At 36.6% G+C, this 15,570-nt stretch carries 4 protein-coding genes and 1 CRISPR repeat array; of the genes, 3 read left to right on the forward strand and 1 reads right to left on the reverse strand.

Annotated features, from left to right (window positions below):
- The first annotated feature begins 1,153 nt into the window (after positions 1-1,153).
- From H6F62_RS07755 to H6F62_RS07765, 3 genes are all read left to right on the forward strand, one after another.
- Positions 1,154-4,399, forward strand: a complete 3,246-nt coding sequence (locus tag H6F62_RS07755; RefSeq protein WP_190371737.1) for a Calx-beta domain-containing protein — start codon at positions 1,154-1,156, stop codon at positions 4,397-4,399.
- A 521-nt stretch (positions 4,400-4,920) separates the two neighbouring features.
- On the forward strand, positions 4,921-5,772 hold the full coding sequence (locus H6F62_RS07760) for an alpha/beta fold hydrolase (protein WP_190371738.1): 852 nt from the start codon (positions 4,921-4,923) through the stop codon (positions 5,770-5,772).
- A gap of 191 nt (positions 5,773-5,963) precedes the next feature.
- Positions 5,964-8,153: a transglycosylase SLT domain-containing protein gene (locus H6F62_RS07765; RefSeq protein WP_190371739.1), complete on the forward strand. Its 2,190-nt coding sequence runs from the start codon at positions 5,964-5,966 to the stop codon at positions 8,151-8,153.
- A 371-nt stretch (positions 8,154-8,524) separates the two neighbouring features.
- A CRISPR array of direct repeats spans positions 8,525-15,027; the repeat unit is 37 nt; unit sequence GTTTCAATCCCTAATAGGGATTAAGTTAAATTGCAAT.
- 230 nt (positions 15,028-15,257) lie between these two features.
- On the opposite strand, the gene cas2 is transcribed toward H6F62_RS07765, so the two are convergent.
- Positions 15,258-15,530, reverse strand: coding sequence for a CRISPR-associated endonuclease Cas2 (gene cas2, locus H6F62_RS07770; RefSeq protein ID WP_137908161.1), 273 nt, complete (start codon positions 15,528-15,530; stop codon positions 15,258-15,260).
- Positions 15,531-15,570: the final 40 nt, after the last annotated feature.

Genomic DNA, 15,570 nt, shown 5'->3' on the forward strand with positions numbered 1-15,570 from the left:
AATGCGAAAAAAATTGAAAATTATTTGAACTTACAGTATATATGATCTGGGTAAGGTAGAGATAGGCGGGCAGGATGCCCACCCCACAAGAGTTTTATTAATAGGGATAGGAGTTTGTGAAGATGGTATTTTCGGTGATTTTATGGCGAGATAGTTCTTCCTTATCAGGATTGACTATAGCAAATTCCCAGCCGCCAGTCAATACTCTTAACTGATAAAATGCGAAAAATATTGAAAATTATTTGAACTTACAGTATATATGATCTGGGTAAGGTAGAGATAGGCGGGCAGGATGCCCACCCCACAAGAGTTTTATTAATAGGGATAAGAATTTGTAAAGATGGTATTTTCGGTGATTTTATGGCGAGATAGTTCTTCATTATCAGGATTTAGTATAGCAAATTCCCAGCCGCCAGTCAATACTCTTAACTGATAAAATGCGAAAAAAATTGAAAATTATTTGAACTTACAGTATATATGATCTGGGTAAGGTACAGATAGGCGGGCAGGATGCCCACCCCACAAGAGTTTTATTATTAATAGGGGTAAGAATTTGTGAAGATGGTATTTTCGGTGATTTTATGGCGAGATAGTTCTTCCTTATCAGGATTGACTATAGCAAATTCCCAGCCGCAAGTCAATACCCTTAACTCATAAAATGCAAAAAATATTGAAAATTATTTGAAATTACAGTCAGCAAATACTCCCAAGAACGCCCAAAATTACTGACTAAATAAGCTGTTAAATATTTTACTTGAATTACTTAAAATTTAAACTTTTGTGGGCATCCTGCCCGCCCTGGCTCTGGCTGATTATCATTAACTCGTTCCCAGCCGGAGTTTGGGAATGTCCAGGGACTAAATAGTTTCTAGCAGGTTTTCAATACCGCCTTGAGTAAAAAAAATTTGGATTTGGGATTGACAAATCCAAATCAATTATGTGACAATTATTTTAGTAAAGATTATCATCATGAACAATTAAACAAGCAACTGGTGTCTTTGGAAGTAATACTTGTAAAGGCGGGTCTGCTTTGTCAATAGACTCTTTGGATTTGTAGTTTTAGAATCCTATAGGATTATTTATCCTATAGGATGTCTTGGGATAGTATTTGGCTAATTTCAACAGCGATTTGTAAATTTGAATGGAGTGAAATATGACTCTTCCTAACATTACCCTGGCAGTATCACCAAGTAGCGTCTTTGAAGATGGTACAACCAACCTAGTTTACACCTTCACTAGAACTGGAATTACCACCAATGCCTTAACCGTCAACTACAGTATCACTGGTACAGCAGATAGTAGCGATTATACAGGAGCAACACCGGGAACAGGTAAAACCATTACCTTTGCTGCGGGTGCAAACACAGCTACCTTAATCATAGATCCTAGAGCAGATGCCATCATTGAAAGTAATGAGACAGTAGCTGTCACCTTAGCTAATGGCACAGGTTATACCGTTGGTACAACAGGACCCGTCGTAGGAACTATTAACGACGACGATACTCCCAGCATTACCCTAACCGTAACTCCAGGCAGCGTATCTGAAGACGGTACAGGCAACCTGTTTTATACCTTCACCCGTACAGGAAGCACAACGAATCCCTTAACAGTCAACTATAGCATTGGCGGTACAGCCGATGGTAATGACTACACAGGAGCAACACCGGGAACAGGTAAAATCATCACCTTTGCTGCGGGTGCAAACACAGCTACCTTAATCATAGATCCTAGAGCAGATGCCATCATTGAAAGTAATGAGACAGTAGCTGTCACCTTAGCTAATGGCACAGGTTATACCGTTGGTACAACAGGACCCGTCGTAGGAACTATTAACGACGACGATACTCCCAGCATTACCCTAACCGTAACTCCAGGCAGCGTATCTGAAGACGGTACAGGCAACCTGTTTTATACCTTCACCCGTACAGGAAGCACAACGAATCCCTTAACAGTCAACTATAGCATTGGCGGTACAGCCGATGGTAATGACTACACAGGAGCAACACCGGGAACAGGTAAAATCATCACCTTTGCTGCGGGTGCAAACACAGCTACTTTAATCATAGACCCCAAAGCAGATACCATCGTTGAAAGTAACGAGACAGTAGTTGTCACCCTAGCTAATGGCACAGGTTACACCGTTCATACACCAGGAGCCGTCGTAGGAACTATTAATGATGACGATACTGCCAGCATTACCCTAACCGTAACTCCAAGCAGCGTAGATGAAGACGGTACAACCAACCTAGTCTATACCTTCACTCGCAGTTATCCTGGTGGTACAAGCCTGTCCTTAGGTAATCCCCTAACGGTCAACTATAGCATTGGCGGTACAGCCAATGGTGATGACTACACAGGAGCAACACCAGGAACAGGTAAAACCATCACCTTTGCTGCGGGTGCAAACACAGCTACTTTAACCATAGACCCCACATCAGATAACAACTACGAAGGTAATGAGACAGTTGTTGTCACCTTAGCTAATGGCACAGGTTACACCGTTCATACACCAGGAGCCGTCACAGGGACTATTAACGATGACAATGACCGTCCAATTTTATCATCCAGTCAGTTTAACTTCATTGGCGTTGAAGGCTTCAATAATCAGGCTGTAATAGTCATAGACCTTATCGATGCTAATGGACAACCCGTCACTAGTAAAGACGACATCACCTTCAATTACACCACCAGTCCGACAGGTGCAGTTTTCGCAATACCGGGCGTTGATTATACTAATAGTTCAGGAACGGTGACTATCCTCGCCGGCACTTCCTCCGGCATTATCCGTATTCCCATCACCAATGACAACATCAATGAACCCGATAAATCCTTCTTACTAAGATTGTCCAACCCAACTAATGCTACTATCAGTCCATCTTTAACCGGTCGTGGCATAGAAGTCGTTATTACTGATACATTGTCAAGTTCAGAGACCACCACTTTACCTAACCTCGTAGAGAACCTCACACTCATCGGCACTGGTAATATCAATGGTACAGGTAACGCAGGTAATAACGTCATCACTGGTAATAGTGGCAACAACATCCTTACTGGTGGAGCAGGAAACGATACTTATGTCTTTAGTGTTGCCAATGCTTTGGGAGCAGATACCATTGTGGAAGCAGCAAACGAGGGTATTGATACTATTGACTTTAGTGATCCTAGGACTAATATTGCTGTTCCGGTAAATATTAACTTGGGCATCACCACACAGCAATCGGTAACGGTCAATAATAGTAACCTCAAACTTACTCTTTCTGCCGGAAATGTCATTGAAAATGCGATTGGTGGAGCAGGAAATGACCTGCTCACTGGTAATGCCTTAGATAATTCATTACAGGGCGGTAGTGGTAATGACCGACTGAGCGGACAGAACGGAAATGATATCCTCATGGGAGGATCTGGTGCTGATATTCTGATGGGAGGAAATGGTAATGATACTTTGTGGGGAGGGAGTAATTCTGGATCAAATATAAATACTAATTTCGATATTCTCGAGGGAGGAAATGGTAATGATACATTTTGGTTCAAGAGAGATTACTCTTCCTCTTCTTCCCCCTCATTAGGTCTTTCTTCAATCGAGAATTTTGTCAAAGGAGAAGATAAAATAGCTTTAAGTAAAGCTAGTTTCAATGCTATTAGTGTTGATAGTGGGGATCTATCGGTGACTGATTTTGCCCAAGTTACTGATGATTCTTTAGCAACTTTTAGTAATGCCCGCATTGTTTATAGCACAAGCACTGGTTTTGTCTTCTATAACTCCAACGGAAGTGCTGCGGGTGGAGAATCTCGGTTTGCCAAAGTTGATCCTGGTATCACCCTTGACAGGAATGATTTTACTGTCATTGGTACCCAATCAAGTTCAGTGGACTACGTTTTAAGTGACCTGTACGAGAATTTTAATCTCACCGGCACTGGCAATATCAATGGTACAGGTAACATAGGTAATAACGTCATCACTGGTAATAGTGGCCATAACATTCTGGACGGAGGAAGTGGTAATGATACTCTCATAGGAGGAAGTGGTAATGATACTCTCAGAGGAGGACTCGGTAATGATCAGTATCAGTTCAATGGAGTCTTTAACAATTTAGGTGTTGATACCATCAATTTTCAAGCGGGACAAATTAGTCTAGGACAAAATAGAGACAACATTGCATTGAGTAAAGCTACTTTCAGTGCCATTACTAATGCAGTGGGACAGGCTCTGACTGATTTTGGAGTAGTTCCTAACGATAATTCAGTAGGTGCTAGTAATGCCCGCATTGTGTATAGCCAAGGCACTGGTAGTCTTTTCTATAACTCCAACGGATCTACTCCGGGTGGAGAATCTAAGTTTGCCGTTTTAAGTGATCCTACTATCACCCTTGTGAGTAGCGATTTTACTTTGATTGCCTAATACGCGCTCAACTGAGATCTTACATCCTTACTTCCTAGTAGTTTGGATTTGACCAAATCAAAATCAGGTTCCCTTAATTCCCTATTGCTGGAGAATTAGGGGAATATTTTTTTAAGTTTCCCCTTAATTACTCATTTTCTGGAAATTGCCAATACTTTCCATCTCCGCCGCGATAAAATTCTCAAACACAGTATCGCAGATTATCCATGATAGAACCCGACTGGAAAAATGAAAGTATGAATGTGTCTCACCCCTGAGACCCACGGAGTAAAAGTAGGGGTAAGAATTTGTGAAGATGGTATTTTTGGTGATTTTATGGCGAGATAGTTCTTCCTTATCAGGATTGAGTATAGCAAATTCCCAGCCGCAAGTCAATACCCTTAACTCATAAAATGCGAAAAAAATTGAAAATTATTTTTTGTCTTGTGGAATTTGGTTGCCTATTACCTAGTAGGATGATAGGAAAGTTCTGTACTATCTGTGCGGTACTATTGAATTCCCACATAGGAAAATAAAATAAAGTGTCAATTCAAGAACATAAAATTACAGTAGATTCTTTAGAATGGTTTTATCGGGAAGCTGAACCGATGGGTAGAACGGACTTAATTCCCGTGTTATTGTTACATGGGTTAGTTTCTCAAAGTTATAGTTGGAGGAATATTATTCCCAGTTTAGCAGCACAGGGAACTAGAGCGATCGCTCCTGATTGGATTGGTTGCGGATTTTCAGGTAAACCAGAGAAGGAGGATTTTGCTTATACTCCAGATGAATTCATCAAAGCACTAGAAGGATTTGTTGAAGCTTTAAAATTAGAAAGATTTTCCTTAGTTGTCCAAGGATTTTTAGGTTCAGTTGGGTTACAATACGCCTTACGTCATGCTGAGAAAATTGCTAATATAGTCATTTTAAATACACCGATTTCTACGTCCGTGAAAATCCCTTGGAAAATCAAACAAATGGGTTTACCTCTAGCTGGGGATATAATCACCCAAGACCCCTTATTAGTGGATAGAACCTTAGAAAGTGGTAGTTGTTACCGCATTGAAGATCAAGATTTAGATGTTTATAGAAAACCATTTTTGAAAAGTTCTGCGTCTGGGAGAAGTCTCCTAGGGACAATTCGCAATTTACAATTAGAAAAAGCGATGATAGAAATAGAAGATGGGTTGAAAGGATGGCAAAAACCGATTTTAGTACAATGGGGAATGATAGATCCTTGGTTATCTGTAGATATAGCGGAAAACTTGGTTAAATCTGTAGCCAATGGTGAAATTATCAAACTTAATAATGTGGGACATTACCCCCAAGAACATTATCATGAGGTGATTTTACAGGATTTATTGCCATTTGTCCGGTGTGGGGCGGGGAATTAAAAGATGTTTAAAAAGTCACCCATGATCTATGAATATGCCCTATTTCCCGTGGAGACCAAAGAATTTGTCGAAACTAGCGGAAAGTCCGCCATCATAGCAGTAAAAGTTGGTCATGGGTGTTACCTTAATGTTAGAGTTGCAAAGAGATTAATTGGCAACTTTTGGAGACACTAGGCAAACAGCGAGTATCAATGTTAAAGAAACTACAAAAAAGACAAATTTATCTGCTTGCTGGTGCTGGACTATGTGCCTTTTTAGCTGGGGCAATGGTGTCAGCCCCCCAAGCTGGCAAAACCCTAAGTCAATGGTTGAACTTGAGTCAGAGTAAGCCAGAAGGGTTATCTGAGGCTAATAAAGTCAAGTCGGTTGTATTTTCTCTGTTGTCTGAATCTGTACCAGAGAGATTAACAAAACTCCAGGAAATTGCTGAAACAGGTAGTTCACCAGATCGGGAACGGGCCCGTTATCTATTGGCCAGTGATTATGTAGAAACCTCCCAGGGAAAAAAGGCCCTGAGTTTATTGGCAGGATTGGAAAAAGACTATCCTGTTTTAGCTCCTTATATTTTACTTAAACAAGCCCAAGCTCATGATATTTTAGGTGAAGATAGGAAAGCCTCAGATTTGCGCCAAAAGGTAGTAAAGGAATATAGCAAGGAAGCGGCCGTAGTCAAAGCCATATATGCGATCGCCCAACCAAAATTATATAATCAAGCGATCGCACAATTTCCCTCCCATCCTCTCACCTGGGAAATTATCCGCAAAAGCTTAAAAGATAACTCAAATCAGCCGAACTTACAATTAATCTTAGCTAAATACGCCGCTGACGAGCCGGGAATTGTGGGTGTATTAGATCAATTAGTCAAACAAACCCAACTCAAATCCACAGACTGGGAACTAATTGGTTCAGTTTACTGGGATAATAATCAATTCACGAAAGCTAAAGATGCTTATATTCAAGCACCGAAAACGGCCACCAGCCTCTACCGCATCGCTAGGGGATTACAATTAAATAAACAGCAAGATCAAGCCATTAGCGTTTATAAACAACTGCTGCAAAAATTCCCCACCGCGACAGAAACAGGTATAGCTCTATTAAGATTATCAGACATTGCCAAAGGTAAAGAATCTATTACCTATCTTGACGAAATTATTACTAAATTTCCCGAAATAGCTCCGCAGGCATTAGTCAAAAAAGCCACATTATTGACAACCCTAAAAAATAATCAATCGGCTGATGGCATATATAAATTATTAATAGGTAAATATAGTACCAGTGATGAAGCAGCAGAATTTCGGTGGAAAACAGCCCAAACCAAGGCAAAAAACAATGACTATTTAGGGGCATGGGAATGGGCGCAACCAATTACCATTAATAACAAGAGTAGTATTTTAGCACCCAGAGCCGGATTTTGGGTAGGTAAATGGGCAACGATATTAGGTAAGCAAGAGGAAGCTGTCACAGCTTATAAGTCTGTGATTAGTGAGTTTCCTTACTCTTATTATGCCTGGCGTTCGGCGAGTATTTTGGGTTTAAATGTAGGTAATTTTGACAGCCTGCGCTTGATGAACCCGACAATTATACCATTTCAACGTCCTGTGCCACCAGCGGGTTCTGAAACCTTTAAGGAATTGTATTTATTAGGACAAGACCGTGATGCTTGGTTGCAATGGGAAACGGAATTTCAGAGTAAAAATCAGCCTAGTGTCGCTGAAGAATTTACAGAAGGGTTGATGAAATTAACAAAGGGTGAGTACCTGATTGGGATTGACAAAATTGCCAAATTAGAAGATCGAGAAAAACCCGCCGAAAAAGCCGAATATCAAGCTTTAAGTCAAAAAAGCATCTACTGGCAAGCCCGTTATCCCTTTCCCTATTTTCAGGAAATTGAAAAATGGTCAATTTCCCGTCAACTTAATCCACTGTTAGTAACAGCTTTGATGCGCCAAGAGTCTCGGTTTCAGGCAAAAATTAAATCTCCCGTGGGTGCAACAGGTTTAATGCAAGTTATGCCCAGTACAGCAGCGTGGATAGCCCCACAAATGAATGCAGATATCAAAAAAATCAATTTGGAAAATGCCAATGATAATATTATGTTGGGGACTTGGTACTTAGATTATACTCATCGACAGTATAGCAATAATTCCATGTTAGCGATCGCTAGTTATAATGCAGGTCCGGGTAATGTAGCTAAATGGTTGCAAACCATACCCAAAAAAGATCCTGATGAATTTGTAGAAGAAATTCCCTTTGATGAAACCAAAAATTATGTCCGTCAAGTATTCGGTAATTACTGGAATTACCTGCGACTGTATAACCCGGAAGTATCCAACCTAGTCAGTAAATACTCCCAAGAACATCCAAAATTACCCACGAAATAAATTATGTAATTTGGGTGGAGGAACAAAATCCAATATCTTAGGGAGTAGGTGAAATTGCAATTAGGTGACAGAGAACAGGTGACAGGGAACAGGTGACAGGTTACAGTTTAATAATGTTTCGATCCCTAATAGGGATTAAGTTAAATTGCAATCATTGGATAGACTTTCCAGTAATATTTCCAATGTTTCGATCCCTAATAAGGAGTAAGTTAAATTGCAACATTGAATGATTTTTTGGCGTTGCAATAGTTCCAATGTTTCAATCCCTAATAAGGATTAAGTTAAATTGCAATCTTACGATTATAGATTCACTATATCACAAGTGAAATTGCAATTGTGTAGGGGTTAACGGCCGTTAACCCCTACGTTCGTTGTTTCAATCCCTAATAAGGATTAAGTTAAATTGCAATGTTTGTATAAGCAAGTCTTATACCCCAAATGTTGTTTCAATCCCTAATAGGGATTAAGTTAAATTGCAATTAATGCAGACATGATTAAAAACAAAATAAAAGATTGATAGTTTCAATCCCTAATAGGGATTAAGTTAAATTGCAATAATATCTATGGTCCTCCTGTTTTCAAAGACAAGCTAGATGGGTTTCAATCCCTAATAGGGATTAAGTTAAATTGCAATTTGACTCTGAAAACTGGGAAGTTCAGTTAAGAGGTTTCAATCCCTAATAGGGATTAAGTTAAATTGCAATCAGAAACCAGAATTGACGCTCTGTGAATTTAGTTGTTTCAATCCCTAATAGGGATTAAGTTAAATTGCAATGTAAAATATTTGGTGATGTTTGCTATTTGAATTTATGAGTTTCAATCCCTAATAGGGATTAAGTTAAATTGCAATCCAGGAATAGCGTTTGTACTTCCTGTAAGCGTAAAAGTTTCAATCCCTAATAGGGATTAAGTTAAATTGCAATCCCTTTCAATACTGTCACGGAATTAGTTGTTTTTGGAATGTTTCAATCCCTAATAGGGATTAAGTTAAATTGCAATTCAATGATGAAGCCCGACCAAATGCAATTTAAACGTTTCAATCCCTAATAGGGATTAAGTTAAATTGCAATAGACTCCAAAGATTTCTTTACCGCCTTCTAAGCGGTTTCAATCCCTAATAGGGATTAAGTTAAATTGCAATACCTGCTATGAAGCAAGATTCGTTAATAGATTTTTTGTTTCAATCCCTAATAGGGATTAAGTTAAATTGCAATTTGCTAGTCCCACACTGGCATCCCGTGATGATCAGTTTCAATCCCTAATAGGGATTAAGTTAAATTGCAATATCCAGTTTGTTTTTACTAGCCATTGTTTCTCTCGTTTCAATCCCTAATAGGGATTAAGTTAAATTGCAATATTGCTGTTCATTTTTCATAGATTGTAAAGCATGGTTGTTTCAATCCCTAATAGGGATTAAGTTAAATTGCAATTGGTGAGTCAGGCTGTTAATGGAGATGTGGAAATTGTTTCAATCCCTAATAGGGATTAAGTTAAATTGCAATTTTAGGCGATAGCACGCCTGATAACGTCAAGGGTTTCAATCCCTAATAGGGATTAAGTTAAATTGCAATCAGGGTTGCGATCGCAATCTAAAAATATTTTAAAAGTTTCAATCCCTAATAGGGATTAAGTTAAATTGCAATCTTTTGAGAGTTATGATTTAGATGATTTTGTCTACGTTTCAATCCCTAATAGGGATTAAGTTAAATTGCAATAACTTTAATACTTTGGAGGCGATCGCATCTTCAGGTTTCAATCCCTAATAGGGATTAAGTTAAATTGCAATCAGTTACGAACTGTAGTTATTCAAGTAGCTCAACGTTTCAATCCCTAATAGGGATTAAGTTAAATTGCAATCAGAATAGTTTGACAGTTTCCACAGGTTTAAATATGGTTTCAATCCCTAATAGGGATTAAGTTAAATTGCAATAATATACGTATACTTAGAAAAATTTGGTATAGTGATGTTTCAATCCCTAATAGGGATTAAGTTAAATTGCAATTTAATTTTTTCGGCTTTCGCGCGATCGCACAACGAGTTTCAATCCCTAATAGGGATTAAGTTAAATTGCAATCAGCGCTGGTAATCGCCTTAGAGCCTCTACTAATTGTTTCAATCCCTAATAGGGATTAAGTTAAATTGCAATAAAGGTAGCCATAAAGATATCAAATTTCACTTCTGGTTTCAATCCCTAATAGGGATTAAGTTAAATTGCAATTCTTTATAAATCAAATCTTTAATAAATTTTGATACAATAGGTTTCAATCCCTAATAGGGATTAAGTTAAATTGCAATATTTTTCATTTGTGATTCATTTACAAACAAAAATTGTTTCAATCCCTAATAGGGATTAAGTTAAATTGCAATATGTATTTTTGATATTCTAAATAATTCTTTGTTTTGTTTCAATCCCTAATAGGGATTAAGTTAAATTGCAATTATGCGTGATGTATAAATGATATATGCGTTATATAGTTTCAATCCCTAATAGGGATTAAGTTAAATTGCAATTTGTACCCTTATAAGAAATATTAATACCCCAAAATGTTGTTTCAATCCCTAATAGGGATTAAGTTAAATTGCAATTTTGTGTACATAGATTCAATGTATACTTTTTTAGATGTTTCAATCCCTAATAGGGATTAAGTTAAATTGCAATCCCCGGTAATCGTGGGAAGTCACAATTTCACCCCACAGGAGTTTCAATCCCTAATAGGGATTAAGTTAAATTGCAATCAGTGGTGAGTTATCAGCCCCTAGCTTGACGTTTCAATCCCTAATAGGGATTAAGTTAAATTGCAATAATCCTATTCCTCTTCCTTTCAATTTTGAGATTCAGTTTCAATCCCTAATAGGGATTAAGTTAAATTGCAATGCTATTTTGCTATGAGCTTATTACTACCTCAAAGTGTAGTTTCAATCCCTAATAGGGATTAAGTTAAATTGCAATTATTTCCACTTTTTGCATTACATCTTCCGCAGTCTTGTTTCAATCCCTAATAGGGATTAAGTTAAATTGCAATAATATCCTAGTAGCATAGATAATGTTTCAAAAATATTGTTTCAATCCCTAATAGGGATTAAGTTAAATTGCAATTTTCTGCTATAGTAAAAACATAAGCAGAAAACCAACTGCTAGGTTTCAATCCCTAATAGGGATTAAGTTAAATTGCAATTATTTTCTAATAATTAATGGCTAAAATTATGGGGTTTCAATCCCTAATAGGGATTAAGTTAAATTGCAATTAAAATCTCATAGGTGTGAGGTTATCCAGTTATTTGGTTTCAATCCCTAATAGGGATTAAGTTAAATTGCAATTGTCGTTATTACCAGGGTTGATCGATATAGGTGATAGTTTTGTTTCAATCCCTAATAGGGATTAAGTTAAATTGCAATTTATCTAGAAATCAAATGAAACAACTACCACCTGCTAGTTTCAATCCCTAATAGGGATTAAGTTAAATTGCAATGAAGCCGTCACCACAACCCAAGACGACATAGAAGTTTCAATCCCTAATAGGGATTAAGTTAAATTGCAATACATTTAATCAAGGGTTTTGTGGTTTTTAATTTCGTTTCAATCCCTAATAGGGATTAAGTTAAATTGCAATTATGAGATTGTAAATAATTCAAAAAATGTCGAATTAGGTTTCAATCCCTAATAGGGATTAAGTTAAATTGCAATTTAAATCTATTAGCGGCGCGAAAAATGGGAAAATAAGCGTTTCAATCCCTAATAGGGATTAAGTTAAATTGCAATAAAAATGCTATCGTCTTCTGAATTTTTTCTTTTTTGTTTCAATCCCTAATAGGGATTAAGTTAAATTGCAATAGAGATTGGAATATTTGCTAAGAAGAAAAAAGAAGGTTTCAATCCCTAATAGGGATTAAGTTAAATTGCAATACTAAACGTACCACCATCTAAAATATGTTTAAGGTTTCAATCCCTAATAGGGATTAAGTTAAATTGCAATCAAATACAGTAGATATTTAAGCGCATCTGTCAAAGTTTCAATCCCTAATAGGGATTAAGTTAAATTGCAATTTGTTCAGCAGATAGTTGCATATCTTTGTTAGTTGTTTCAATCCCTAATAGGGATTAAGTTAAATTGCAATAGGCACAACTTCTCATTATTTAATTGCAACTCACTATTGTTTCAATCCCTAATAGGGATTAAGTTAAATTGCAATTACGCCTACAAACACTAATCGGAGAGGGTCTAATGTTTCAATCCCTAATAGGGATTAAGTTAAATTGCAATTTAGTCGTGAATCCCTAATTGCTGAATTAGAAATGTTTCAATCCCTAATAGGGATTAAGTTAAATTGCAATTACAGGTGCTACAGTTGTGTTTGATTATGAACTTGCGTTTCAATCCCTAATAGGGATTAAGTTAAATTGCAATTAGTTTCTACTCCAAATAACTCACTCCACTTCAAGTTTCAATCCCTAATAGGGATTAAGTTAAATTGCAATAATTATTAAATTGCTTTTGCAGATTATCCAGTGCGGTTTCAATCCCTAATAGGGATTAAGTTAAATTGCAATCTGCTTTACCATGCAACCACATCCCAATCAAGTTTCAATCCCTAATAGGGATTAAGTTAAATTGCAATTTTGCCTTAAATATCAAGGCGTTGGTCAGTATCGTTTCAATCCCTAATAGGGATTAAGTTAAATTGCAATAATAGCTATATACAAGTTTACTTGTAATTGATTTAGTTTCAATCCCTAATAGGGATTAAGTTAAATTGCAATAATTTCGATTAGAGCTTGAGTCTCTACTTGAAATGTTTCAATCCCTAATAGGGATTAAGTTAAATTGCAATCATCATGTTTACATCATATCAAGTTATCTACTACCTGTCGTTTCAATCCCTAATAGGGATTAAGTTAAATTGCAATAAGTTTACTTGTTTTGTGCTATGCTAGAAAAAACCGTTTCAATCCCTAATAGGGATTAAGTTAAATTGCAATAAGAATCAATCGAGCTTTTTTCTTGATTCTAAGTTTCAATCCCTAATAGGGATTAAGTTAAATTGCAATCATAAAAGCTGCTCGCACGGTGGATCGCATATAGTTTCAATCCCTAATAGGGATTAAGTTAAATTGCAATCTCCCACTCTTTTTGTTTTCTCCCACTCTTTTATAATGTTTCAATCCCTAATAGGGATTAAGTTAAATTGCAATTTTGGAAGTAAGCATATTTCAACTTGCAGAACCAGAGGGTTTCAATCCCTAATAGGGATTAAGTTAAATTGCAATAAAAAACTTAAATCTGATGTATTTGTCATTTGGTGGGTTTCAATCCCTAATAGGGATTAAGTTAAATTGCAATCTGGCCTTTGGCTGGGTTGGGGCTATCTGTTAGCCCGTTTCAATCCCTAATAGGGATTAAGTTAAATTGCAATATTAATTAAATCAATATGTAGTCGCGCTTCTAGTATGGTTTCAATCCCTAATAGGGATTAAGTTAAATTGCAATACCCAAAACTGCTGAAGATGTTTTAGGCATGGCATTGGGTTTCAATCCCTAATAGGGATTAAGTTAAATTGCAATCGGTCTTTGACTTAAACCTTTCCTTGTCTGATGAGCGTTTCAATCCCTAATAGGGATTAAGTTAAATTGCAATTTGACATTTTTGTTCTATCCATACATAATGTAAATATGGAAGTTTCAATCCCTAATAGGGATTAAGTTAAATTGCAATACCACCCTAACTCCTTACTTAAAGCTATTCATAGGGGTGTTTCAATCCCTAATAGGGATTAAGTTAAATTGCAATAAAATTCTCTTAATGTTAGTCCCCTACTTTCTCGTTTCAATCCCTAATAGGGATTAAGTTAAATTGCAATATAATTCTTAAAAGCTTACGCTTGAGTTCAGCAGGGTTTCAATCCCTAATAGGGATTAAGTTAAATTGCAATATTAAACACTACGAAAACCAGGATTAAAGCATCATGTTTCAATCCCTAATAGGGATTAAGTTAAATTGCAATGGTCTGGGATTCCTAAGCGAAGATGCCGAAAAAACCAGTTTCAATCCCTAATAGGGATTAAGTTAAATTGCAATGCCGGGATCAATTAACATTAATTAGGAGTTTTTGTGGTTTCAATCCCTAATAGGGATTAAGTTAAATTGCAATGGTATGCATTTATACTTAGGAGAACCTGTTATTAGGTTTCAATCCCTAATAGGGATTAAGTTAAATTGCAATTAAATCAGAATTAGATTCAATTTTTGAACGTTCTAAGTTTCAATCCCTAATAGGGATTAAGTTAAATTGCAATTCTTTAGTCAATGGTAATTTAGCATTGAATAAAGCAGGTTTCAATCCCTAATAGGGATTAAGTTAAATTGCAATAACTGATATTTTCCAGATTCTAATTTATCAGATGTAGTTTCAATCCCTAATAGGGATTAAGTTAAATTGCAATTTGACTCCTAAAATGCTACAAAATAACCTACTAAAGTTTCAATCCCTAATAGGGATTAAGTTAAATTGCAATATCTACAATCTTAGGAGAAAAAATCATGCTACTAGTTTCAATCCCTAATAGGGATTAAGTTAAATTGCAATATTATTGATGATCAATAACTCATTTTAAATGTAAAGTTTCAATCCCTAATAGGGATTAAGTTAAATTGCAATAGGAAAAAAGTCGATGATTATTATTGATGATCAATGTTTCAATCCCTAATAGGGATTAAGTTAAATTGCAATTTCTGACAAATATCTAATAGTTTCAGGTTGCAGTTTCAATCCCTAATAGGGATTAAGTTAAATTGCAATTCGGATAGTTGCATATCTTTATCATGCAACTGATTAGCTGTTTCAATCCCTAATAGGGATTAAGTTAAATTGCAATAGCGGAATGCTGAAAGCCTATATATATGTAGTTTTCAAGGTTCAGTTGCGCGGATGTTCTTATGATAATCTATTTCAAAAAAAGTGTCAAGGGGTAAAATAGCTGAAACTCTTGCTGTGCAAGGTGCGCGGATGGGTGAACTCCATGAACTCGATGAAAAGCTTGTGTAGAAATGATTGCAGGCATTTTTTTCTGATCTGAATTTTTTACACCCACCCATCCGCGCATTATTAAGCAAAGAAAATTGTCTGATCACGGGGTTCTTCACCACCAATTCTCTCTATTTTACCAAAACAGCAAGCACAAAGGAAGTAAAAGCGAATGCTGTCGGTTTCAGGTTTAATGAGTTTATTAAGACGCGATCGCAATTTAGCATATTGAGTATCAGTTAACTCACATTCAAAAATACTATACTGCACCCATTGTCCATAGGACTTGAGAATACTATGGATTTTAGTACGTCGTTTATCCTCAGAAATATCGTAAGAAATAACAACATTCATAAATTCTGTGTTAAGTTATACCTTGTTGATGTAGAGAAGT

It is taken from the genome of Anabaena sp. FACHB-1391 (assembly GCF_014696755.1).
In the GTDB taxonomy this organism is placed as follows: Bacteria; Cyanobacteriota; Cyanobacteriia; order Cyanobacteriales; family Nostocaceae; genus Dolichospermum; species Dolichospermum planctonicum.

Bases quoted from the DNA above. Each gene is read 5' to 3' on its own strand.
- H6F62_RS07765 (WP_190371739.1), top strand. From the start codon at position 5,964: ATGTTAAAGAAACTACAAAAAAGACAAATTTATCTGCTTGCTGGTGCT.
- H6F62_RS07755 (WP_190371737.1), top strand. From the start codon at position 1,154: ATGACTCTTCCTAACATTACCCTGGCAGTATCACCAAGTAGCGTCTTT.
- cas2 (WP_137908161.1), bottom strand. From the start codon at position 15,530: ATGAATGTTGTTATTTCTTACGATATTTCTGAGGATAAACGACGTACT.